The sequence below is a fragment of the Rothia santali genome, from assembly GCF_024199905.1.
Classification (GTDB): domain Bacteria; phylum Actinomycetota; class Actinomycetes; order Actinomycetales; family Micrococcaceae; genus Rothia; species Rothia santali.
On sequence record NZ_JANAFB010000022.1, the window covers coordinates 21,065 to 45,259 of the forward strand.

General features: G+C 67.5%; 15 protein-coding genes, 1 tRNA gene and 3 rRNA genes. 17 read left to right on the top strand and 2 right to left on the bottom strand.

Annotated features, from left to right (window positions below; genetic code table 11):
* Nucleotides 1-7: 7 nt before the first annotated feature.
* The 5 genes from cysS to rrf all read left to right on the top strand — a co-directional run bounded on the left by cysS (nucleotide 8) and on the right by rrf (nucleotide 8,431).
* Complete coding sequence (gene cysS / locus NBM05_RS09815) at nucleotides 8-1,429, top strand: cysteine--tRNA ligase (protein WP_254166878.1); 1,422 nt, start codon at nucleotides 8-10, stop codon at nucleotides 1,427-1,429.
* Nucleotides 1,430-1,459: 30 nt separating this feature from the next.
* Entirely contained in the window at nucleotides 1,460-2,440 is a 981-nt protein-coding gene (gene rlmB, locus NBM05_RS09820) for a 23S rRNA (guanosine(2251)-2'-O)-methyltransferase RlmB (RefSeq protein ID WP_254166880.1), read from the top strand.
* Between the two features lie 654 nt (nucleotides 2,441-3,094).
* Nucleotides 3,095-4,626: ribosomal RNA gene (locus NBM05_RS09825) — 16S ribosomal RNA — on the top strand.
* A gap of 449 nt (nucleotides 4,627-5,075) precedes the next feature.
* Nucleotides 5,076-8,211, top strand: a 23S ribosomal RNA gene (locus NBM05_RS09830).
* A 102-nt stretch (nucleotides 8,212-8,313) separates the two neighbouring features.
* Nucleotides 8,314-8,431, top strand: a 5S ribosomal RNA gene (gene rrf / locus NBM05_RS09835).
* Together the 16S, 23S and 5S rRNA genes form the textbook arrangement of a ribosomal RNA operon.
* A 397-nt stretch (nucleotides 8,432-8,828) precedes the next feature.
* Here rrf and otsB read toward each other — a convergent pair.
* Entirely contained in the window at nucleotides 8,829-11,300 is a 2,472-nt protein-coding gene (gene otsB, locus NBM05_RS09840; RefSeq protein WP_254166882.1) for a trehalose-phosphatase, read from the bottom strand.
* A 159-nt stretch (nucleotides 11,301-11,459) separates the two neighbouring features.
* On the opposite strand from otsB, the gene NBM05_RS15675 reads away from it, so the two are divergent.
* The 11 genes from NBM05_RS15675 to NBM05_RS09895 all read left to right on the top strand — a co-directional run bounded on the left by NBM05_RS15675 (nucleotide 11,460) and on the right by NBM05_RS09895 (nucleotide 23,193).
* Nucleotides 11,460-12,353 carry a DsbA family protein gene (locus NBM05_RS15675; RefSeq protein WP_254166884.1) on the top strand — a complete coding sequence of 298 codons (894 nt, stop codon included), beginning with the start codon at nucleotides 11,460-11,462 and terminating at the stop codon, nucleotides 12,351-12,353.
* A 100-nt stretch (nucleotides 12,354-12,453) separates the two neighbouring features.
* Nucleotides 12,454-12,527: transfer RNA gene (locus tag NBM05_RS09850), tRNA-Thr, on the top strand.
* Between the two features lie 213 nt (nucleotides 12,528-12,740).
* On the top strand, nucleotides 12,741-13,346 hold the full coding sequence (locus tag NBM05_RS09855) for a histidine phosphatase family protein (protein WP_254166886.1): 606 nt from the start codon (nucleotides 12,741-12,743) through the stop codon (nucleotides 13,344-13,346).
* Between the two features lie 146 nt (nucleotides 13,347-13,492).
* A complete protein-coding gene (locus NBM05_RS09860; protein ID WP_254166888.1) occupies nucleotides 13,493-14,284 on the top strand; it encodes a DeoR/GlpR family DNA-binding transcription regulator in 792 nt (263 codons plus the stop codon).
* Nucleotides 14,281-15,240 (top strand): 1-phosphofructokinase family hexose kinase, encoded by a 960-nt coding sequence (locus NBM05_RS09865; RefSeq protein ID WP_254166890.1) that lies wholly within the window; start codon nucleotides 14,281-14,283, stop codon nucleotides 15,238-15,240. Before NBM05_RS09860 ends, NBM05_RS09865 begins: the two co-directional genes overlap by 4 nt.
* 101 nt (nucleotides 15,241-15,341) lie before the next feature.
* Nucleotides 15,342-17,555, top strand: a complete 2,214-nt coding sequence (locus NBM05_RS09870; RefSeq protein WP_254166891.1) for a PTS fructose transporter subunit IIABC — start codon at nucleotides 15,342-15,344, stop codon at nucleotides 17,553-17,555.
* Between the two features lie 39 nt (nucleotides 17,556-17,594).
* On the top strand, nucleotides 17,595-19,292 hold the full coding sequence (gene ptsP / locus NBM05_RS09875; RefSeq protein WP_254166892.1) for a phosphoenolpyruvate--protein phosphotransferase: 1,698 nt from the start codon (nucleotides 17,595-17,597) through the stop codon (nucleotides 19,290-19,292).
* A gap of 65 nt (nucleotides 19,293-19,357) precedes the next feature.
* Nucleotides 19,358-19,636 (top strand): HPr family phosphocarrier protein, encoded by a 279-nt coding sequence (locus NBM05_RS09880; protein WP_254166893.1) that lies wholly within the window; start codon nucleotides 19,358-19,360, stop codon nucleotides 19,634-19,636.
* Nucleotides 19,637-19,872: 236 nt separating this feature from the next.
* Nucleotides 19,873-20,988 carry a lipid II:glycine glycyltransferase FemX gene (locus NBM05_RS09885; RefSeq protein WP_254166894.1) on the top strand — a complete coding sequence of 372 codons (1,116 nt, stop codon included), beginning with the start codon at nucleotides 19,873-19,875 and terminating at the stop codon, nucleotides 20,986-20,988.
* A gap of 108 nt (nucleotides 20,989-21,096) precedes the next feature.
* On the top strand, nucleotides 21,097-21,456 hold the full coding sequence (locus NBM05_RS09890; protein ID WP_254166895.1) for a hypothetical protein: 360 nt from the start codon (nucleotides 21,097-21,099) through the stop codon (nucleotides 21,454-21,456).
* 93 nt (nucleotides 21,457-21,549) lie between these two features.
* Complete coding sequence (locus NBM05_RS09895; RefSeq protein ID WP_254166896.1) at nucleotides 21,550-23,193, top strand: threonine/serine exporter family protein; 1,644 nt, start codon at nucleotides 21,550-21,552, stop codon at nucleotides 23,191-23,193.
* A 19-nt stretch (nucleotides 23,194-23,212) separates the two neighbouring features.
* Here NBM05_RS09895 and NBM05_RS09900 read toward each other — a convergent pair whose 3' ends face one another.
* Complete coding sequence (locus tag NBM05_RS09900; RefSeq protein WP_254166897.1) at nucleotides 23,213-23,893, bottom strand: uracil-DNA glycosylase; 681 nt, start codon at nucleotides 23,891-23,893, stop codon at nucleotides 23,213-23,215.
* Nucleotides 23,894-23,963: 70 nt separating this feature from the next.
* Between NBM05_RS09900 and NBM05_RS09905 the strand changes: the two genes are divergently transcribed.
* The gene (locus NBM05_RS09905) at nucleotides 23,964-24,182 is read left to right on the top strand and encodes a DUF3263 domain-containing protein (RefSeq protein WP_254166899.1); all 219 of its coding nucleotides are present in this window, start codon (nucleotides 23,964-23,966) and stop codon (nucleotides 24,180-24,182) included.
* The last annotated feature ends 13 nt before the right edge of the window (nucleotides 24,183-24,195 follow it).

Below are 24,195 nucleotides of genomic sequence, written 5' to 3' on the forward strand. Positions count from 1 at the left end.
GGGGCCCGTGAGTTTGCGTTTCTACAGCACCGACACCGCCAGCGTCCGCGACTTCGTTCCGGTGACCCCGGGCGAGGCGAGCCTGTACTACTGCGGCGCCACCGTCCAGGGCGGGCCGCACATCGGGCACATCCGCTCGGCGCTGGTCTTCGACCAGATCGCCCGCTGGCTGCGCTACCGCGGCTACCGGGTCACCACGGTGCGCAACGTGACCGACATCGACGACAAGATCCTCGCCAACTCGGCGGCGAGCTTCGAGGCCGGGCACGCCGGCGAGGTCGCGGACGAGCCCTGGTGGGCCCTGGCCTACCGCTTCGAGCGCGTGTTCACCGAGGCGTACGCCTCGCTCGGCATCGCGGCGCCCACCTACGAGCCGCGGGCCACCGGCCACATCCCCGAGATGGTGGGCCTGATCGGCCGGCTCGTGGAGCGCGGCCACGCGTACCCGGCGTCGAACGACTCCGGGGACGTCTACTTCGACGTCCGCTCGTGGGAGCGCTACGGCGCGCTGACCCACCAGAGCATCGACGACATGCAGGCCGCCCCCGACGCCGACCCGCGCGGCAAGCGCGACCCCCGCGACTTCGCGCTGTGGAAGGGCCACAAGGAGGGCGAGCCGCTCACGGCCTCGTGGGACTCCCCGTGGGGCCGCGGCCGCCCGGGCTGGCACCTCGAGTGCTCGGCGATGGCCGGCAAGTACCTGGGCGAGCGCTTCGACATCCACGGCGGCGGCCTGGACCTGCGCTTCCCGCACCACGAGAACGAGCTGGCCCAGTCGACCGCGGCGGGCCACGGCTTCGCGGGCTACTGGCTCCACAACGGCCTGGTCACCTACGAGGGCGAGAAGATGTCCAAGTCCCTCGGCAACACCGTCTCTCCCGCGGACATGCTGGCGGCGGCGCGCCCGCTTGTGGTGCGGTACTACCTGGGCCAGGCGCACTACCGCTCGGTGCTCGACTACCGCCCGACGTCGTTGGAGGAGGCCCGCACCGCCGTCGAGCGCGTCGAGGCGTTCCTCGCGGCGTCCGGCGGGGGAGAGCCCGGGGCCGAGGTGCCGGGCGCCTTCGCCGAGGCGATGGACGACGACGTCAACGTCCCGCGCGCCCTCGCCGTCCTGCACGAGCGGGTCCGGGTGGGCAACGCCGCTCGCGCAGCGGGGGATCCGGAGGAGGCCGCCGTGCAGGCGGCCGCGGTGCGGGCGATGTCCGACGTCCTCGGGCTGACCGGCCTGATGGCCTTCCAGGAAGCCGGAGCCTCGGCCCACGGGGAGCGGGCGGCGCTGGAGACCCTGGTGGGGACGCTGCTGAGGCAGCGGGACGAGGCGCGCACGGCCCGGGACTGGAACCGGGCGGACCAGATCAGAGATGAACTCGCCGCGGCGGGAGTCACCGTCAAGGACTCCGCCGACGGCTCGACCTGGGCGGTCTGAGGACCGCCGCGGGGAAGGAAGTGACACCCAATGGCAGATAACTCGCGCCCCGGCGCCATCCGCAAGAAGAAGAAGGCGCCGCTGAAGGGCACCGGCGGCAAGGGCCGCCGCGCCCTGGAGGGGAAGGGCCCGACGCCGCGCGCCGAGGACCGCCCCTACCACAAGGCCCATAAGATGAAGAAGGCCGCCGAGCGGCGGCAGAACTCGGCCGGCCCGGCGCGTCAGCCGCGACTGGGCGGGAAGCGGGCCAGCGAGGAGCTGGTCACCGGCCGCAATGCCGTCCTCGAGGCGCTGCGGACGGGCATCCCCTCCAAGCACCTCTTCGTGATGAGCAACCTCGAGGCCGACGACCGGGTCAAGGAGATCCTCGCGATCACCGCGCGGGAGGACATCCCGGCCCTGGAGATCACCCGGAGCGAGCTCGAGCGGCTCACCGAGGGCGCCGTGCACCAGGGCGTCGCGCTGCAGATCCCGCAGTACAAGTACCCGGATGCCTCGGACCTCGGGCTGTCCATCATGGAGCGCTGGCACGCGGGCGAGCTGAGCCGGCCCCCGCTGTTCGTCGCGCTGGACGGCATCACCGACCCCCGGAACCTCGGTGCCATCATCCGCTGCGTCTCGGCGTTCTCCGGTCAGGCGGTGATCGTCCCCGAGCGTCGCTCGGCGGGCGTCACGGCCTCGGCGTGGAAGACGAGCGCGGGGGCGGTCTCCCGCATCCCGGTCGCCAAGGCGACCAACCTGACCCGGGTCATCCAGCAGCTGAAGGACCAGGGCGTCTTCGTCGTGGGCCTCGACGGCGACGGCGACGTCGCGCTGCCCGACCTGAGCCTCGCGACCGAGCCCCTGTGCGTCGTCGCGGGCTCGGAGGGCAAGGGCCTGTCCCGGCTGGTGGCGGAGAACTGCGACCAGATCGTCTCGATCCCGATCGACTCCGCGATGGAGTCGCTCAACGCATCGATGGCGGTGGGGATCGCGCTCTACGAGGTGGGTCGGCTGCGCAAGGGGGAGTGAACCCCGGGCTGCGGCGAGGCTTGACCGGCAGGCGAGCCGTCCTCCGGTCGGAGGCCATCGTGAGCCGTGAGCCGTGAGCCGTGAGCCGTGAGCCGTGAGCCGTGAGGCACGGGGGCCGGACCGCATCCATGCGGTCCGGCCCCCGTGCTTCAGATCACCCTCTGTCGATTTGCGGGGGCAGGGGGAGGTGGGTAATGTATAGCGAGTTGCCAGGGCGACCGGCCGGAAGGCAGGCCCCGAGCAGCACTCCCGATCACTCAGCTTCGAAGGATCCGAGCGACTTGCGCTCAGGGATCCGATCGGATAAGCTAAGAGATTGTGGCTCAGAGGATTCCTGGTGGATCGGACGAGTCAGGCGGGTGAACGAGGCGGAAACGTCAAGTTGACACGCCGGGTCGACGTGAGTAACGTTGATCCAGCAGCCACGGAAGCCCGGCAGGCGGTTGATCCCCTGTTAGCTGGTTTCCGATATAGGTTTGTTGTTTGAGAACTCAATAGTGTGCTTTGTTCATTTGATGCTTGTACCAAATTTATTTATTGGTGAATAACCTCTTGGTTATCAGCATTCAAATGATCGTCGGTCTGCGGTTACCCCGTAACCGTGATCGACGTGTTTATTTATGTTGAGTCCAGGGTATTCATGCTTTTTGTTTTTCAACGGAGAGTTTGATCCTGGCTCAGGACGAACGCTGGCGGCGTGCTTAACACATGCAAGTCGAACGCTGAAGCTCCCAGCTTGCTGGGGGTGGATGAGTGGCGAACGGGTGAGTAATACGTGAGTGACCTTCCCTTGACTCTGGGATAAGCCCGGGAAACTGGGTCTAATACCGGATATTCACTTCCTCCTGCCTGGGAGGGGGTGGAAAGGGTTCTGTACTGGTCTTGGATGGGCTCACGGCCTATCAGCTGGTTGGTGAGGTAATGGCTCACCAAGGCGACGACGGGTAGCCGGCCTGAGAGGGTGACCGGCCACACTGGGACTGAGACACGGCCCAGACTCCTACGGGAGGCAGCAGTGGGGAATATTGCACAATGGGCGCAAGCCTGATGCAGCGACGCCGCGTGAGGGATGACGGCCTTCGGGTTGTAAACCTCTTTCAGCAGGGAAGAAGCGAAAGTGACGGTACCTGCAGAAGAAGCGCCGGCTAACTACGTGCCAGCAGCCGCGGTAATACGTAGGGCGCAAGCGTTGTCCGGAATTATTGGGCGTAAAGAGCTCGTAGGCGGCTTGTCGCGTCTGCTGTGAAAGCCCGGGGCTTAACCCCGGGTGTGCAGTGGGTACGGGCAGGCTAGAGTGCAGTAGGGGAGACTGGAATTCCTGGTGTAGCGGTGAAATGCGCAGATATCAGGAGGAACACCGATGGCGAAGGCAGGTCTCTGGGCTGTTACTGACGCTGAGGAGCGAAAGCATGGGGAGCGAACAGGATTAGATACCCTGGTAGTCCATGCCGTAAACGTTGGGCACTAGGTGTGGGGGACATTCCACGTTTTCCGCGCCGTAGCTAACGCATTAAGTGCCCCGCCTGGGGAGTACGGCCGCAAGGCTAAAACTCAAAGGAATTGACGGGGGCCCGCACAAGCGGCGGAGCATGCGGATTAATTCGATGCAACGCGAAGAACCTTACCAAGGCTTGACATACACCGGATCGCAGCAGAGATGTTGTTTCCCCTTTGGGGCTGGTGTACAGGTGGTGCATGGTTGTCGTCAGCTCGTGTCGTGAGATGTTGGGTTAAGTCCCGCAACGAGCGCAACCCTCGTTCTATGTTGCCAGCACGTGATGGTGGGGACTCATAGGAGACTGCCGGGGTCAACTCGGAGGAAGGTGGGGATGACGTCAAATCATCATGCCCCTTATGTCTTGGGCTTCACGCATGCTACAATGGCCGGTACAATGGGTTGCGATACTGTGAGGTGGAGCTAATCCCAAAAAGCCGGTCTCAGTTCGGATTGGGGTCTGCAACTCGACCCCATGAAGTCGGAGTCGCTAGTAATCGCAGATCAGCAACGCTGCGGTGAATACGTTCCCGGGCCTTGTACACACCGCCCGTCAAGTCACGAAAGTTGGTAACACCCGAAGCCGATGGCCTAACCCTTGTGGAGGGAGTCGTCGAAGGTGGGACTGGCGATTGGGACTAAGTCGTAACAAGGTAGCCGTACCGGAAGGTGCGGCTGGATCACCTCCTTTCTAAGGAGCACAACACTAGTTGGCCATTTTCGTGTACGAGTGTTGCACGGATGGTTTGCTCATGGGTGGAATACAAGCACTCAGGCCCTTCTCTGTGCCGCGAGGTAATCGTGGTGCGGGGGGTGCTGGGATGAACGAAGCATGCTGTTGGGTTTTGAGACAACAAACCCGCCGGTGCTTGCTCCCGTGTCAACGAGGGTGGGTGGTGGTGGGGGTTGTTTCATGAAGATACCCGTCCATCGGGGGTCCTGGCGCGGATTGTGCTGGGGTTCTCTGGTGGGGTGGGTTGTTGTTTGAGAACTATATAGTGGACGCGAGCATCTTTTGGTTCGCATCATGGGGGTGTCCTGATCGGCGGTTTTCGGATCGTGGGTGGGGGTGCCCGGTGTGGTGCGATTCTAATTTTTATTGTGATGTATCTTTGTATGCCAATTTGATTATTTGTGTGTGGCTAAGTTATTTAGGGCGCACGGTGGATGCCTTGGCACAAGAAGCCGATGAAGGACGTGTGAATCTGCGATAAGCCTCGGGGAGCCGATAACAGGGCCGTGATCCGAGGGTCTCCGAATGGGGAAACCCCGCTGCCTGGATGATAAGGGCAGTGACCCGCACCTGAATGTATAGGGTGTGTGGAGGGAACGAGGGGAAGTGAAACATCTCAGTACCCTCAGGAAGAGAAAATAACGAATGATTCTGTGAGTAGTGGCGAGCGAAAGCGGATGAGACTAAACCTTTGGTGTGTGATACCGGTAAGGGGTTGCATCAGGGGGGTTGTGGGATGTGTCTGACCGGTTCTTACTTGGCCGGTGGCGTTGATCGCGGGGGTAGGCGAAGCATCTGGGAAGGTGCACTGGAAAGGGTGAGAGTCCCGTAGCCGAAACTTCTGTTGGTCGCGTTTGGACGCTGTTCCCGAGTAGCACGGGGCCCGTGAAATCTCGTGTGAATCTGCCAGGACCACCTGGTAAGTCTAAATACTTTCTTGTGACCGATAGTGAATCAGTACCGTGAGGGAATGGTGAAAAGTACCCCGGGAGGGGAGTGAAATAGTACCTGAAACCGTGTGCCTACAAGCCGTCAGAGCATTGCCTTGTGTGGTGTGATGGCGTGCCTTTTGAAGAATGAGCCTGCGAGTTAGTGCTGTGTCGCGAGGTTAACCCGTGTGGGGTAGCCGTAGCGAAAGCGAGTCTGAATAGGGCGTTTACAGTGGCACGGTCTAGACCCGAAGCGGAGTGATCTACCCATGGCCAGGTTGAAGCGCGTGTAAGAGCGTGTGGAGGACCGAACCCACTTCAGTTGAAAATGGAGGGGATGAGCTGTGGGTAGGGGTGAAAGGCCAATCAAACTCTGTGATAGCTGGTTCTCCCCGAAATGCATTTAGGTGCAGCGTTGCGTGTTGCTTGCCTGAGGTAGAGCTACTGGTTGGCTGATGGGCCTTATCGGGTTACTGACGTCAGCCAAACTCCGAATGCGGGTAAGTGTAAGCGCAGCAGTGAGACAGTGGGGGATAAGCTTCATTGTCGAGAGGGAAACAGCCCAGACCATCAACTAAGGCCCCTAAGCGTGTGCTAAGTGGGAAAGGATGTGGAGTTGCTGAGACAACCAGGAGGTTGGCTTAGAAGCAGCCACCCTTGAAAGAGTGCGTAATAGCTCACTGGTCAAGTGATTCTGCGCCGATAATGTAGCGGGGCTCAAGTACACCGCCGAAGTTGTGGCAATAGCATGTATGTGTTATTGGGTAGGGGAGCGTCGTGTAGCCAGTGAAGTCGCCGGGTGACCGAGTGGTGGAGGCTACGCGAGTGAGAATGCAGGCATGAGTAGCGAATGATGCGTGAGAAACGTATCCGCCGAATGATCAAGGGTTCCAGGGTCAAGCTAATCTGCCCTGGGTTAGTCGGGGCCTAAGGCGAGGCCGACAGGCGTAGTCGATGGATAACGGGTTGATATTCCCGTACCGATTTCAAACCGCCCATACCAAGCTGGGGATACTAACCACTTCGGGCCGCCATTTTACCGGGTTCTCATCCTTCGGGGTGAGGGTCTTGGTGTGGTGGTTCCGCGTGGGACCTGATCCGGTGCGGTAAACGCATTAACAGGTGTGACACAGGAAGGTAGCCAAGCCACGCGGTGGTTGTCGTGGTCTAAGCGTGTAGGACGGGGAGTTGTTAAATGCGCTTCCCGCAACAGGTCTGAGACGTGATGGGACCCCCTTTTGTGGGGGGATTTGGTGATCCTATGCTGTCGAGAAAAGCATCGGCGTGAGGTTTGTGAATTGCCCGTACCCTAAACCGACACAGGTGATCAGGTAGAGAATACTAAGGCGATCGAGATAATCATGGTTAAGGAACTCGGCAAAATGCCCCCGTAACTTCGGGAGAAGGGGGGCCCTGAGCGTGAACTGCCCGTGCGGTGGGGAGCGTGTAGGGGTCGCAGAGACCAGGGGGAAGCGACTGTTTATCAAAAACACAGGTCCGTGCGAAGTCGCAAGACGATGTATACGGACTGACTCCTGCCCGGTGCTGGAAGGTTAAGAGGACCCGTTAGCTTTTTTGGCGAAGCGGAGAATTTAAGCCCCAGTAAACGGCGGTGGTAACTATAACCATCCTAAGGTAGCGAAATTCCTTGTCGGGTAAGTTCCGACCTGCACGAATGGAGTAACGACTTCCCTACTGTCTCAACCATGAACTCGGCGAAATTGCAGTACGAGTAAAGATGCTCGTTACGCGCAGCAGGACGGAAAGACCCCGTGACCTTTACTATAGTTTGGTATTGGTGTTCGGTGTGGCTTGTGTAGGATAGGTGGGAGACTGTGAAGCTATCACGCTAGTGGTGGTGGAGTCGTTGTTGAAATACCACTCTGGTCATATTGGATATCTAACTTCGGCCCATGATCTGGGTCAGGGACAGTGCCTGATGGGTAGTTTAACTGGGGCGGTTGCCTCCTAAAGAGTAACGGAGGCGCCCAAAGGTTCCCTCAGCCTGGTTGGCAATCAGGTGGCGAGTGTAAGTGCACAAGGGAGCTTGACTGTGAGACTGGCAGGTCGAGCAGGGACGAAAGTCGGGACTAGTGATCCGGCGGTACATTGTGGAATGGCCGTCGCTCAACGGATAAAAGGTACCTCGGGGATAACAGGCTGATCTTGCCCAAGAGTCCATATCGACGGCATGGTTTGGCACCTCGATGTCGGCTCGTCGCATCCTGGGGCTGGAGTTGGTCCCAAGGGTTGGGCTGTTCGCCCATTAAAGCGGTACGCGAGCTGGGTTCAGAACGTCGTGAGACAGTTCGGTCCCTATCCGCTGCGTGCGTTGGAAATTTGTGGAGACCTGTCCTTAGTACGAGAGGACCGGGACGGACGAACCTCTGGTATGTCAGTTGTACCGCCAGGTGCATGGCTGATTGGCTACGTTCGGCAGAGATAACCGCTGAAAGCATCTAAGCGGGAAGCTTGCTTCGAGATGAGATTTCCTGACCCTCTTTGTGGGGGTGTGAGGCTCCCTGTAGATGACGGGGTTGATAGGCCAGGTATGGAAGCGTCGACTAACGAGGCGTGAAGTTGACTGGTACTAATAGGCCGAAGACTTATCACACCATTTTTTTCAGGTTGGTGGGTATGTCATGGTTGGTGTTCGCGTTCACTGTATGGTTTTGGGATAACAACCCTGAGTGGGGGTGTTGATCTTCATAGGTTTTTCGGTGGTTTTGGCCAGAGGGGTACACCCGGTCCCTTTCCGAACCCGGTCGTTAAGGCTCTGTGCGCCGATGGTACTGCACCCGGAAGGTGTGTGGGAGAGTAGGACACCGCCGAAAATATTTTTCCTGGGAGGGGGGAGTGGGAGTCGTTTCATCCGCGGTGGCGGGTGGGGTGGCTTCGACTCCCCCCTCCTTTTTGCATGCCCAGATCTCGTGGAATTGCGTGGTGCTAGCGAAGCACTACCCAGCAGGGCCGCTGAGGAGTCGGAAACGTCTCAGACAGGGCAGATTGGATGAGCTGCCGACGATGCGTCCCCTCGAGGTGACGTGCTGTGCCTCCCCGAGCGGTGGGTTGCGAGCTGACGCGACCGCGACTCCGATCGCCACGGCCGCGATCAGCGGTTGATCGTCGGCATGCAGATCATGAGCAGGACGAATACGAGAACGCCCCCTCGGGCAGCCCCACAGCGGGGTGCCCGAGGGGGCGTTCTGTCGTCTCGGGGGAGGGCCGGCGTCATCCCTCCTGATCGGTCTCGATCCTGTTCAGCTGACGGGTGTGCTTCCGGCGCAGGTGCGCCAGCCGCGCGAGAGCGTGCGACATGGCCTCCGGGCCTGTCAGCCTCGTGCGGGCGATGGATTCGGCTCGGCCCACCTTGATGCCGAGATCAGGGGAGGCGAGCACCCCCAGGGCATGCTCGTCGGTGAGGTCGTCTCCTGCGAAGAGCGTCGAGTCGGCACCGGTGAACTCCATGAACATCTTCATGGCGTCGCCCTTGTCGACGGCGAGCACCGCGCATTCCACCACGTTCTCACCGGGCGTCAGGTGGACGCCCGGGATCTCCTTCAGCACACGCACCGCCTCGGCCTCCGCGGTCTCCGCGAAGACCTGGTCGGCCATGGGGCGGGTGTGGAACGCGACGCCGGCCGGCTTGTACTCGATCTCCGAGCCGGGATAACGGCTGACCAGCGCCTCCACGGCCGAGCAGGCCTGGTCCAGCGCCTTCTTCTCCTCGTCGGACAGCTCGAGGTTCGGCGATTCCTCCCCGGCGGCCGAGAAGTCGAACTCCCCGCCGTGAGAGCCCGAGAGCAGCATGAGGCCGTTGGGGTCCGCCACCTCGCGCAGGAAGGCCATGGGCCTGCCGGAGATCAGTGCGACGTGCGTCCCCGGCTGCCGGGCGATGTCCTCGAGCGAGCTCTGGGAGAGGGGCAGGGCCTTGGACTCCTCGGGATTCACCGTGAACGGCGCCAGGGTGCCGTCGAAGTCCATCGCCACCAGCAGCGTGTCCGCCGCGGCGATGCGCTGCAGCTCCTCCTCGATCACGCGGTTGGGGAACGGGCCGTGGCCCAGGTCCTGCGCGGCGATCGGGACGGGCACGGTGGGCAGCTCGTCGGTGGTCGGCTCCGGGCCGAGCTTGTCCTCCCGGGTGCGGGCCAGGTCGTCGAGGAACCGGGTCGACCAGTCCTCGACGTCGTGCGAGAAGATCTGCTCCCTCATCCGGTGCATGCGCTGCCTCATCTCCAGGTCCGGCATCTCCTTCGCGTAGAGGAGCGCCTCCTTGAAGCCGTCGATGTCGTGCGGGTTGATGAGGATCGCGTCGGGCAGCTGCTCGGCGGCACCGGTGAACTCGGAGAGGACCAGGACCCCGGAGTTGTCCAGGTGGCTCGTGACGAACTCCTTGGCCACCAGGTTCATCCCGTCCCGCAGGGAGGAGACCACCATGACGTCGGTGGCGAGGTACAGCGCGACCATCTCCTCGAACGGGTAGCCGTGGTGCAGATAGCGGATGGCCGTGTGCGACATGGTGTCGAACTGCCCGTTCAGGCGCCCGACCATCCCCTCGATCTGCTCGCGCAGCTGGATGTAGGACTCGACCCGCTCGCGGGAGGGGCTGGCGACCTGGATCATGGCCGAGCTCTCCACCGTGAGGTCGCCGTCGTTGAGCAGCTCCCCGTAGGCCTTGAGGCGGTGACGGATGCCCTTGGTGTAGTCGAGGCGGTCGACGCCGAGGTAAACGGTCTCCGGGTTGCCGAGCTCCTCGCGGATCTGCCGGGCCCGCCTCTTGGTCTCCGGGCGGGAGGCCATCTGCGCCACGCCCTCGAAGTCGATCGAGATCGGGTACGACGACGCTCGCGAGATCCACGTGGGCAGCGCCTTGTCCAGCCGCTTCTGCCGAGCCGAGCGGCGCGAGGTCACGTTCGGCATCGAGCGGGTGTACGCGCGGCGCAGGCGCTCGTTCCGGGTGTCCTCGGCGACGTCGTCGTCCGGCGTCTGCGTGACCTCGGCCCGTTCGCCGTCGAACTGGATGCCGAGCATGCGATCGCAGCAGCGTCGGAAGTTCGCCGCGTCCCCCGGGCGCTGGAAGCCCAGCAGGTCCGCCCCGAGCAGACCGGTGAGGATCTGGCGCCGCCACGGGAGCTGCGCGAAGATCTCCACGGGCGGGAACGGGATGTGGTCGAAGAAGCCGATGGTGAGGTCCGGGCGCAGGTGGCGCAGCATCGCGGGGACGAGCTGCAGCTGGTAGTCCTGGATCCAGACGGTGCCGCCCTGGGTGGCGTTGCTCGCCGCGGCCTCGGCGAAGCGGCGGTTGATCTCCCGGTAGGTGTCCCACCAGGTGCGGTGGAACTCCGGCGGGGCGATGACGTCGTGGTACAGGGGCCAGATCGTCGCGTTGGAGAAGCCCTCGTAGTACCGCTCGACCTCCTCCGCGGAGAGGGGGACCGGGACCAGGTGGAAGACGTCGTGGTCGAAGGGCTCCAGGGTCTCGTCGGCGGCGCCGTGCCAGCCCACCCACGCGCCGTCGTGCACGGCCATCACCGGGGCGAGGGCGCTGACCAGGCCGCCGGGGGAGCGGCGCCAGGCCGCGTTGCCCTCCTCGTCGGTGGCCCGGTCGACGGGCAGGCGGTTGGCGACCACGACGAAGTCGTACGCGCCGTGCTCCGCGCGATCTTCCGGCGCGGAGTCCTCGGGGTGATCGGTGGAACGCATGCTGACTCCTCATAGTCCGTGTCACACAATCGTATCCGTCGGGGAGGCCTCCGCCGCGGATCTCGCCGCGCAATCCCCGCGCATGACGAGACTCCTCCCAGGAATGGCCGATAAGGTGGGGAGAACTGTCCGCCGTCAGACGCATCAGGGAGTCGCCCCGTGTCCAACTCGTCCTCACCGCGCAGCAGCGAAGCGCGGGAACGAGCTCGTCAGATCGCCGCCAAGCAGAGCAAGCGGTCCACCGCCTCGTCGCGCCGATGGCTCCAGATCTCCGTCGTGGCGGTGCTGGTGGTCATCATCGGCATCGTCGCGATCGTCTACACCCAGACGCGCGAGGAGGAGATCCCCGAGGCCGGGCCGGTGCCGGCCAGCTCGAACCAGTACGGCGGCATCGTCCTCACCCAGGACGGGATCGAGCAGAACACGTCCGGCGAGCAGGAGCGGGACGTCAACGACATCACCACCTCGACCGCCTCCGCCACGCCCGCCGAGGGCGCCTCCGGGTCGGACATCACGATCCCGCCGGGCCTGCCCACCCCCGAGGAGGCCGCCCAGAACGGCGAGCCGGTCCACGTGACGATGTTCCAGGACTACAACTGCGTCCACTGCGCCGGCTTCGAGGAGCAGTACGGCGAGCAGCTGAAGGAGCAGGTCATGAACGGGGACATCGAGCTCGAGATCCGCAACCTCAACTTCCTGGACGGCCACACCACCACCCAGTACTCCTCGCGCGCGGCCGCCGCCGCGTACTCGGTGGCCGAGCAGGTCGACTCCGAGGCCTTCCTCGACTGGCAGCTGGAGATGTACTCGCACGAGGGCGAGGGCGGTCTGAGCGACAGCGAGATCGAGGAGATCGCCTCGCGCCACGGCGCGGACATCAGCGCCGACCTCGACTCCAACAAGTACCGCCCGATGGTCAACGTCACGGTCGCGGAGGCGCAGGAGAACGGCATCACCGGGACCCCCACGGTGTTCGTGGACAGCCAGTCCCTGCAGCAGGAGGACTTCATGAGCTTCCTGGATGAGGTCAAGGAGGCCAAGGCCGGTAACTGACCGCCTCCCGAGGCCGCCGGACCGTCCCGCGAGGGGCGCCCCGGCGGCCTCGGCGCGTTTTGGGGGACCGGAGAGCCCCGGGTATCCTGATCTACTGTTCGCCCCCTTAGCTCAGCTGGCCAGAGCATCTGTCTTGTAAACAGAGGGTCGCCGGTTCGAATCCGGCAGGGGGCTCCGCGACCAACGGGCCGCGGACCGGAAGACATCCGGTCCGCGGCCCGTTCCGTCCTCGGCGAACATGCTCCTTGGCGAACGGTCTCCTCGGCGAACACCCCTTTCGCCGCGCAGCCGGTCCATCCGCCGTCCATCCTTCTTCACACGAGAATCCACGCGAACCCACAGTCCCGGGTAACATCGGGCGGTGGACCGAGCATCAAGGAGGACCCCATGGATGAGCAGAGGACCGAGTCGTCGGTCATGAGCGGACGGCTCGTCGTCGTGCGCCACGGCCAGACCGACTGGAACAAGGCCGGGCGGATGCAGGGCTCGACGGACATCCCCCTCAACGAGACCGGGCGGGAGCAGGCCCGCCTGGCGGGCCGGCGGCTGCACGAGCTCACGGCCCCCGGCGACGAGTGGGACGTCCTCGTCGCCTCGCCGCTCTCGCGGGCCCAGGAGACCGCGCGGATCATCGGCGAGCACATCGGCATCGCCGAGGTCGGGACCGTCCCCGGCATCATCGAGCGCCACTACGGCGACGCCGAGGGGCAGGTCCTCAGCTACGAGGACACCCGGCACCCCCAGGACCTCTACGACGGCGTCGAGCCCGAGGCCGAGGTCTACCGGCGCGGCGTCGAGGCGTTCAAGGAGCTCGTCCGGAGCCATCCGGGGAAGGACATCGTCGCCGTCAGCCACGGGACGCTCATCCGGCGCGTCCTCATCGCGACCACCCCGGGCGACTGGAGCACGCCGGTGCCGAACGCCGAGGCCATCGAGGTGGACCTCCAGGGGCTGTTCGCCTGGCGGCCGGAGGACCTCGAGCGCGTCGACTGAGCCTCGCGGGGCCGAGCCGCCGCTGTGTGCTTGTCTGTGTTTCCGTGGCGAACATGGGCCGGCGCGTTGACCCCACCACTTAAAGCCACATAAAATCAAGAGTGCACAGACGAGGGTCGCTTCGTCGTCGCGGAGGAGAGTTCACCATGTTCGCTGAGGAACGCCGGGCGGAGATCGCCAAGCTGGTCTCCAGCGCGCGGCGCGTCAACGGCGCCGACCTGGCCCGGCGTTACGACGTGACCATGGAGACGGTCCGCCGGGACCTGGCCGCCCTCGAGGTGGACGGCAAGCTGCGCCGCGTGCACGGCGGGGCGGTGACGGTGGAGCAGTCCACCGCGACCGAGTCGAGCATCGAGCTGCGCCAGGGCGTGAACACCCCGGAGAAGCGGCGGATCGCCGCGCGGGCCTACCGCCTCCTGCGGGAGTCAGACGTCAGCGCCGTCATCCTCGACGCCGGCTCCACCACGGAGATCCTGGCCGACCTCATCGCCGCCTCCGACTTCTCCCTCAAGAGCGGTTCCGACCGGCTCATCATCACCCACGCCCTGCACATCGCCGTGAAGCTGGCCGAGGCCGACGGGATCGTGCTCGACCTCGTGGGTGGCCAGCTGCGCAAGATGACCTGGGCGGCCGTGGGCACCCGGGCCGCGGAGCACTTCTCCAGCATCCGGCCCGACATCGCCCTCATCGGAGTCAACGGACTCGACGAAGAGTTCGGACTCTCCACCCCCGGCCTCAACGAGGCCATCGTCAAGACCGCCATCGTGCGGTCCGCCCGCAGAGTCGTGCTGCTGTGCGACTCCGCGAAGTTCGGCCGGGAGTCCCTGGTCCGGTTCGCAGGCCTGCAGGACCTGGACGCCATCATCACCGACAAGGCCCCGGAGGGTTCCCTCGCGGAGGCACTCGAAGAAGCGAACGTAGAGGTTCTCATCGCATGATCGTCACACTGACCGCCAACCCCAGCCTCGACCGCACGGTCGAGATCCCCGGCGAGCTCTCCCGCGGCACGGTGATCCGCGCGTCCCGCTCGGTCGCCGACCCGGGCGGCAAGGGCGTCAACATCGCCCGCGCCCTGAGCGTGAGCGGCGTCGAGGCCGTCGCGGTGCTGCCCGGCGACGACGGCGACCCCGTCCTCGCGGGCCTCGCCGAGGCCGACGTCCGCTACGCCAACCTCTCGACCGGCTATCCCATCCGCACCAACGTGACGATCGCCGAGCCCGACGGGACCACGACCAAGATCAACGCCCCCGGAGAGCCCTTCGACGCCGTCGCCCAGCAGGAGCTGACGCGCCTGCTGATCCAGGAGGCCAAGGGCTGCTCCTGGCTGGTGCTCGCGGGCTCGCTGCCCCCCGGTGTGCCGAGCGACTACTACGCCGTGGTCTCCCGCGCCGTGCGCGAGGGGCTGGGCGAGGACGCCCCGCGGATGGCCGTGGACACCTCCGGCGCCGCGCTGCGCGACACCCTCAACGGCCAGGACGGCCTGCCCAACCTCATCAAGCCCAACTCGGAGGAGCTCGCGGAGCTCGTGGGCCGCCCCGGCGACTGGGAGGTCCTGGAGAACGACCCCGAGCTGACCGCCCGCACCGCCCGCGAGCTGGTGGAGCGCGGCGTCGAGTCCGTCCTGGCGACCCTGGGCGCCAAGGGCGCGGTCCTGGTGACCGCCGAGGGCGCCTGGCACGCCCAGCACGCCCCGATCCGCGCGCGCAGCACGGTGGGTGCGGGGGACTGCTCCCTCGCGGGCTACCTGCTGGCACACGAGGGCGGGAAGTCCCCGCAGGACTGCCTGGTCCAGGCCGTGGCGCACGGCTCCGCGGCGGCCTCGCTGCCCGGCACCCAGGTGCCCACGCTGGCCCAGACGACGCCGGAGGCGGTCACCGTTGAAGAACTCGCCTGAACGGCTCAAAATTTTAACCATCCCGGTATGGAACCGGCGGACCAGCGCACCTGCTGGCCGTCCGGCCGGCTCCGGACACCACGCCCGCTAGGAGGGACACAATGTCTGCGCTCATTACTGCGGACCTGGTGACGTTGGACGAGAACATCGGTGAGGACCGGTTCGACGTCATCAGGCACCTGGCCGGCCGAATCGTCGACACGGGCCGGGCCGATTCGCTCGACGGCCTCTACTCGGACGCCAAGGCCCGCGAGTCCAAGACCGACACCGGCATCCCGGGCGGCATCGCGATCCCGCACTGCCGCTCCGCCTCGGTCCAGGTCCCCTCCCTCGGGATGGCGCGCCTGAACCCCGGGGTGGACTTCGGGGCCAAGGACGGCCCCGCCGACCTCATCTTCTTCATCGCGGCCCCGGACGGGGCGGACCAGGAGCACCTGCAGCTGCTGTCCAAGCTGGCCCGCTCGCTCATGAAGAAGGACTTCAAGGAGTCGCTGCGCCAGGCGCAGTCGCGGCAGGACGTCGTCGACCTCGTCAACTCCGCGCTGGGGCTGGACGCGTCCGGTGAGCCGGCCGCGGCCGCCGGGGCGACCCCGTCCGGGCGCGCCGGCGAGGGCGGCTCGACCGCCGCTGCCGGCGGCGCGGCCGGGACCGCAGCCGGCGGCGCGGCCGCCGGAGCCGCCACGGCCGGTGCCGCCACCGCGGGCGGCGCGGCGACGGGCGCCGACACGACTCCGGGGACCCCGCCCGACGTCGCCCCCGGTGCCGACGCCGACGCCGCCGCCCAGGGCGCGGCCCCGGCCCGCAAGCGGCTCGTGGCCGTGACCTCGTGCCCCACCGGCATCGCGCACACCTACATGGCCGCGGACGCCCTGTCCATGGCCGCGGAGGAGAAGGGCGTCCAGCTGGACGTCGAGACGCAGGGCTCCTCGGGCAACGAGGTGCTCTCCCCGGCGACCATCGAGGCCGCCGACGCCGTGATCTTCGCGGCCTCGGTCGACGTGCGGGACCGCGAGCGCTTCGCGGGCCTGCCCGTGATCGAGTCCCCGGTCAAGCGCGGCATCGACGAGCCCGGCGTCATGATCGACGAGGCGCTCGCGGCCGCGGAGAACCCCAACGCCCGGCGCGTCTCGGGCGACCGCTCCTCCGCGGAGGCCTCCTCCTCGGAGGCCGGCTGGGGCTCGCGCCTGTACAAGTCGCTGATGACCGGCGTGTCCTACATGATCCCGTTCGTCGCGGCGGGCGGCCTGCTCATCGCGATCTCGTTCCTCATCTCCTCGATCGTGGGGTCCGGCTCCGAGATCGCCAACACCTCCGGCACGATCCTCGGCATCCAGGACGGGGCGCTCACCGGCGACGGCGCGACGCTGTTCAACACCGGCGACGTCGGGTTCTGGATGTACATCGCCGCGGTGCTCAACCAGATCGGCGGGCTCGCGCTGGGCCTCCTGGTCCCGGCGCTCGCCGGCTTCATCGCCTTCGGCATGGCCGGGCGGCCCGGCATCGCCCCGGGCTTCGCGGCGGGCCTCACGGCCAACCTCGTCGGCGCCGGCTTCCTCGGCGGCATCGTCGGCGGCCTGCTCGCCGGCCTCTTCGCCTACTGGCTCGCCAAGCCCAAGCTGCCGCGCTGGCTCGCGGGCATGATGCCGGTGGTCATCATCCCCCTGATCGCGACGGCGCTGTCCAGCGGCCTGCTGTTCCTGGTCCTCGGCCAGCCCATCGCCTGGGTGCTCACCGCGCTCAACGACTTCCTGCTCTCGATGTCCGGCGCCTCGGCCATCGTCCTGGGGCTGATCCTGGGCGGGATGATGGGCGCTGACCTCGGCGGCCCGATCAACAAGGCGGCCTACCTGTTCGCGACCGCCGGCCTGGCCGAGGGGACCGAGGTCTCCAAGGAGATCATGGCCGCGGTCATCGCGGGCGGCATGGTGGCCCCGCTGGCCATGGCCCTGGCCACGACCATCGGCAAGCGCTACTTCACGCCGGCCGAGGTGAGCAACGGCCGGGCCGCCTGGCTGCTGGGCGCCTCGTTCATCTCCGAGGGGGCGATCCCGTTCGCGGCGGCCGACCCGCTGCGCGTGATCCCGTCCTCGATCGTGGGCAGCGCCGTCGCCGGCGCGATCTGCCTCAGCAGCGGCGTGGCCTCCCCGGCCCCGCACGGCGGTGTCTGGATCACCCTCCTGGTGACGAACTGGCCGATGTACCTCGTGGCCGTCGTCGTCGGCATGGTCGTCACGGCCCTGCTGTACCTGCTGCTCAAGCGCATCAGCGGCGCCAAGACCGGCGCCGAGAAGGTCAAGGCCGCAGGCGTCGCCTGAGGCTCCCCACGGAACGACCAGAGTAAGGACTGATTGTTGATGAAGAACCTCACCGGAGTGGGCGTCTCCGCGGGCCGGGTCATCGGGCCCGTCCTCCAGATGCCCGAACCCATCCAGGAGCCGACCCAGGGCCTCGCGCTGGCCGAGGGCGAGACGCCGGAGGCCGCCGTCGAGCGCCTCAAGGCGGCCTCGACCGTGGTCAAGGAGAACCTGCAGGAGCGGGCGGGCAGGACCTCGGGCAACGCGGCCTCGGTCCTGAAGTCCACCGCCCTGATGGCCGGCGACAAGGCGCTGCTGAAGAACGCCGGCAAGCTCATCACCGGCAAGGAGCTCGCGCCCGAGCGGGCCATCTGGGAGGCGGCCGGCGACTACGCGACCCAGATGAAGGCCCTGGGCGGTTACATGGCCCAGCGCGTCACGGACATCCTGGACGTGCGCTCCCGCATCGTCGCGGAGCTCAACGGGCAGCCCGCGCCGGGGATCCCGGAATCCACCGAGCCGTTCATCCTCGTCGCCGAGGACCTGGCGCCGGCGGACACCGCGACGCTCGACATCGACAAGGTCATCGCCCTGGTCACCTCCGAGGGCGGTCCCCAGGCGCACACCGCGATCCTGGCGCGCGACCTCGGGCTGCCGGCGATCGTCGCGGCCAACGGTGCGACCGAGATCCCCAACGGGACCCTGGTCTACGTCGACGCGACCGACGGCACCGTGGTGGCCCCTCCCGGCGAGAAGGAGAAGGACCTCGCCGAGAAGTACGCCCACCGCAAGCCGCTGCCCGCCTTCGACGGCCGCGGGGTGCTCTCCGACGGCACCGAGGTCCCGCTGTACTCAAACGTGGGCAACGGCAAGGCCGCGCAGACCGCGGCCGAGGGCAAGGCCGAGGGCGTGGGCCTGTTCCGCACCGAGTTCGCCTTCCTGAACCGGGAGGAGGAGCCCAGCGTCGAGGAGCAGACCGTGGAGTACAAGGCGGTCTTCGATGCGTTCCCGGGCCGCCACGTCGTCGTGCGCACGCTCGACGCCGGTGCGGACAAGCCGCTGCCCTTCCTCACCGACGCCTCGGAGCCGAACCCCGCGCTCGGCGTCCGCGGCTACCGGACGGACTGGACCTCCCCCGGGGTGCTCGGCCGGCAGCTCGAGGCGATCTCCGCCGCGGCGTCGGAGTCGACCGCCGACGTGTGGGTCATGGCCCCGATGATCTCCACCGCCCCCGAGGCCGGGGACTTCGCGCGCATGCTCGAGGAGGCCGGGCTGAGGACGCACGGCGTCATGATCGAGACCCCGTCCGCGGCGGTGACCGCGCGGTCGATCCTCGACGAGGTGGACTTCGTCTCGCTCGGCACCAACGACCTCACGCAGTACACGATGGCCGCCGACCGGCTGCTGGGCCCCCTCGCGGAGCTCAACAACCCCTGGCAGCCCGCGGTCCTGCGGATGATCGAGCTCACGGTGCAGGGCGCCCGGGAGTCCCAGGAGAGCACCGGCCGGACGAAGTCGGTCTCGGTGTGCGGCGAGGCCGCGGCCGACCCGGCGCTCGCCGTGACCCTGGTGGGCCTGGGCGTCAACGCCCTGTCCATGAACACCCGCTCCCTGCCCGCCGTGGCAGCCGTGCTGAAATCCGTTACCCTGGAAGAGGCTCAGCGGGTGGCGGCCAAGGTCATGGCCGCGCGCTCGGCCGAGGACGCGAAGGAAGCGGCTCGCGCGGAGCTGCCCATCCTCGACGAGCTCGGCCTGTAGAGTCCGTTGAACCCCCGGCCGGTCCCCGGACCGGCCCCGCACGTCCCTGATTCAAGGAGAATGACATGGCAGAACGTACCGCCACCATCGCCAGCCGCGTTGGCCTGCACGCCCGCCCCGCGGCGATCTTCGCGGAGGCCGCCGGCGACCTGCCGGTCGAGGTCACCATCGCGGCCGAGGGAGAGGCCGCCGACGAGGCCATGGACGCCTCGTCGATCCTGTCCCTGATGTCCCTGGGCGCCAAGCACGGCGACAAGGTCGTCCTGCGCGCCGAGGGTGACGGTGCCGACGAGGCCCTCGACAGCCTGGTCAAGATCCTCGAGACGGACCACGACGCGGAGTAGTCCGCGAGCGGGGACCGGCCGTCCGTAGACGACGGGACGGGCCCCGCGACGCCCCGCCTCCGCGGGGCGTCGGTGACGGCCCGAGCCCGTCCGCCACCGCCGGCGGACGGACTCGGGCCTTTGCACGCCCGCTCGGTCTGCGTCGTAGACTGGGCACGAAGATCGGCCCGCCGCGTGCGGGCCCCACGCGACGCGGGTGCCCCGGGCGCCCGCCGTCCCCAGCAGATGAGGACCCCTTGCGCCACGCCACCGCCCGATTCGCCACCAGCCAGGAGATCGAGGACTGGGACGACCACGTCACCTCCAACCCCCGCGGCGGGAATATGCTGCAGTCGGCATCCTTCGCCGCGGTCAAGGCCCACCACGGGTGGAAGCCCCTGCACCTCGTGTACGAGGGCGTCACCGAGACGGAGAACGAGGACGGCGTCGTCGAGGAGCGTCCCTACTCCAGCTACAACCTCGTGCTGGAGAAGCGGGTCCCCGTCCTCGGGGCCCTGTGGTACATGATCAAGGGCCCGGACGTCCCCGACGTCCTGGACGTGCCGGCCGTCCTGGAGGCCAACCGCGAGCTCGTCCGCCGCGAGCGGCTCCGGGTGTTCGCCGTGAAGATCGAGCCGGACATCCCCGCCTCGGAGGAGAACGCGGCCCTGCTGCACCGCGCCGGCCTGGTCAAGCAGTTCAACATCCAGCCCAACGACTCCACGGCCATCCTCGCCACGGACGGCGACGAGGAGGCGGTGCTGAAGTCGCTGCACTCCCGCGGCCGCAACGCCGTGCGCCGCGCCACGCGCGAGGGCTGCGAGGTCCGCCGGGTCGAGCTGACCGAGGAGAACATGCGGGCCATGTACGCCCTCATGGACACCGTGGGCCAGGGCAAGGCCAACGTGGCCCTGCGCTCCTTCGACTACTACCGCCGGTTCTGGACCGCCTTCGGCGAGGCCGGCCAGGGGCGGCTGTACTTCACCTACGAGGACGGCGAGCCCTCGGTGGGCGCCTACGTGATCGCCTACGGCGCCAAGGGCACCTACAAGGACGGCGGCTCGACGCCGCGGCGCAAGCAGTACGGCGACTCGCACCTGGTGCAGTGGACGGCCCTGACCGACCTGATGGCCGACCACGGGATCCGGGAGTACGACTTCTGCGGCACGCCGCCCGCGGCGCAGCTGAAGGACAAGGAGCACCCCTATCACGGCATGGGGATGTTCAAGACGAGCTTCACCAAGACGGTGGTGGACTTCGTGGGCGTCTACGACCAGGTGATCGAGCCGAGGGCGTACCGGCTCTGGAGCTCGATCGCCGAGCGCGTGATGCGCCAGGTGTGGTGGCGCCGCACGCGCCAGCCGTTCTACTGAGCCGGCGTCGAGGCCGCTGACAGCCGGCCCCTGGGCGGGGCGCATACGATCGTTGCGTAAGAGGCACCCGCGGGGGATCCCGCGGGGTGCGCGGTGTGAGGAGGTCAGATGAGCGAGGGCAGGGAAGGGCAGCAGCCGGGCGGCGGCTACCCTTCGGCGGGGTTCTCGGAGGAGCCCGCGGCGCCGGCCGACCCGTTCGGCCCGCAGAGCGTGGCGGAGGCGGGGTTCGACCCGTTCGCCGCCTCGCCGCCCACGACCGCCACGAGCGCCGTGCCCTTCGAGGCCGCCCGGGACGACGTCGTCGAACCCTGGGGCGGCGCCGAGCCGGGCACCGGGACCGCCGTCGCCGCGCCGCCGTACGGGCTGCGGGGATCCCCGTCGTCGACCGCTCCCAGATCGCCGACCAGCACTTGGCCGAGGCCCTGGGCCTGGGCCGCGAGGCGGCGGATCCGCGCGAGCCGGCCGTGACGCGCGAGCCGGCCGCGGCGCGCGAGGCCGGCCCGGCCGCAGGGGCGACCGGCTTGGCGGGAGAGGTCTCGGCGAGCCGCTTCCCCGACGGGCGTGCTGAGCCCCACCCAGGACCTCTCCTCGCCGGACGACTGGCCCTCCCCGGGATCCGGCGACGCCGGCGCGCCCGAGACCGCCTACCCGCCCGCCGCGGGCCCCGCGACCGAGCCCCCCGCGCCGTCGGGCTACGTCGCGGCCGAGCCTCCCGCGCCGTCGAGCTATCCCTCCGCGGAGGCGCTGCCGCTGCGCAAGGCCGCGCCCGGCCGCTCCTTCGCCCACGGGCTGCGCCGGATGATCCGCTCCGAGAGCCTGCCGACGGCGCCGATGCGCGTGGTCGACCGCCTGGTCGACTCGCCCTACGCCAACCCGCGGCGTAACAAGGAGACCTCCGAGGCCCGCCGGACCCTGAACTTCGCCGTGCGGCTGGCCGAGACGATGTTCCACTACGGCGCGGACGCGATGGACGTGGAGTCCGCGATCGTGGCGATCTGCGCGACCTACGGCGTCGAGGACGTCGACGTCGACATCACCAACCAGTCGATCACCATCAACTACGTCTCCAACTCGGGGATCTACCTCGACGCCGAGCAGCAGTCCGGCTCCGAGGCCGAGATCTTCAGCCACACCGTGGTGCGCGTGGTGCGCTCCTGGTCCGACAACTACTCGGGGCTCACGACGACGCACCGGCTGGTCAAGACCATCACCGACGGCGAGCTCTCGCGCGCCGAGGCCGAGCGGCGGCTGACCCGGATCACCTCCGAGCCCAAGCCGTTCCCGCGCTGGATGACCACCTGGGCCAACATCCTGGCCGCGGGCTCCTTCACCGTGGGCATCGGCGGCGAGTGGTTCGGCGCGGTGCTGGCGTGCCTCACCTTCGCCGTGGTCACCCCGGTCTCGGCGAAGTTCGCCAAGTGGCGGGTGCCCAGCTTCTTCATCATGGCCGCCGGCTCGGCGACCGTCACCGCCGTCGCGATGACGGCCTACACGCTCGGGCTGCCGATCTCCCCGGCGCACGTCATCGGCTCGGGGCTGATCATGCTGCTGCCGACCTTCCGGCTGGTCTCCACGATCCAGGACGCGATCAACGGCTTCCCCGTCACGGCGGCGGGGCGCATGGTCTCCACGGGGCTGTCCTTCGTGGGGCTGATCGCGGGCCTGGCCATCGCGATCTCCCTGACCACCACGTTCTTCGCCTTCCCCGAGGTGGACATGCTCGAGGTCGTCTTCGCCTCGGCCGACTGGTACCTGCACGTGGTCTTCATGCTGCTGGCGACCGCTCTGGTGGCCGTCTCGGTCCAGGTGAGCCCGCGGCACATCCTGCCCGGGGTGCTCAGCGCGGCCGTCGGCATGGTGGTCTACTACCTCGCGACCGCGCTGGGCGTGGGGCCGCGGATGATCTCGCTCGCGGGCGCCGTCGGCGTCGGCTGCGCCTCCGCGTGGCTCGCCCAGCGGTACACCATCCCGCAGGTGGTGCTCGCGGTCCCCGGGCTGATGTTCCTCCTGCCGGGCCTGTCCATCTTCCGGGGCATGTACATGTTCACGGTGGACAGCAACCCCATCGAGGGCCTGGTGCCGCTCATCAACGCCAGCGCCGTGATCCTGTCCCTCGCGGCCTCGGTGGTGCTGGGCAACTACCTCATGCGGCCGTTCATGAAGCAGCGGCAGCCGCGGCGGCTCCGGGCGCCCCGGCGCCGCTGAAGGGCGGCCCCGGCGCGGCTCAGTCCAGGCGCCAGTCCACGGGCCCGACGCCGAGGGACTCCAGCGCCTCGTTGGCCCGGCTGAAGGGGCGGGAGTCGAAGAACCCGCGGTGCGCCGAGAGCGGCGAGGGGTGCACCGACTCGAGCTTGGGCACGTCCGGGCCGAGCAGCTGGCCCGCGGTGCGCGCGTCGCGGCCCCACAGGATCGCCACGAGCGGGGTGCCGCGCTCGCCGAGGGCCCGGATCGCGGCGTCGGTGATCTCCTCCCAGCCCTTGCCCCGGTGCGACGCCGAGTCGCCCGCGCGGACCGTGAGGCACCGGTTCATCAGCATCACGCCCTGCCGCGACCAGGCGGAGAGGTCCCCGTGCCCGGCGGGCTCGACGCCGAGGTCCGACTCGAGCTCCTTGTAGATGTTGACCAGGGACTTGGGGATCGGGCGGACGTCGGGGCGGACCGAGAAGGACAGCCCCATCGCGTGGCCCGGGGTGGGGTACGGGTCCTGGCCGATGATGAGGACCTTGACTCCCTCCAGCGGCTCCCGGAAGGCGCGGAAGACGTCCTCGGAGCGCGGCAGGGTCCGGTGGCCCTCGGCGTGCTCGCGGCGCAGGAAGTCGCCCATCGCGCGGATCTGCGGCTCCACGGGGGCGAGGGCCTCCGCCCAGTCGGGGGACATGATGGTGTCGAGCGGCGGGGCGGTCATGGTTCTCCTCACGGCGGGGCCTGCATGCGTTCCCCCAGCGTATCGGGCCGGGCCGCCTAGAATGGTCCGGGTGAACCCATTGACCCCGGAGGAGCGCGCCATCCTCGACCTGGAGAAGCGGACCTGGAAGTACCCGGGCAGCAAGGAGCGCGCGGTGCGCCGAGAGCTGGGCATCCCCGCGACCCAGTACTACATGCGCGTGAACGCCCTGATCGAGGACCCCCGCGCGATCCGCGAGGAGCCCGAGCTGACCCGGCGGCTCAGGGAGCAGCGGGACCGCCTCGGGTGAGCCCGGGCCCCGC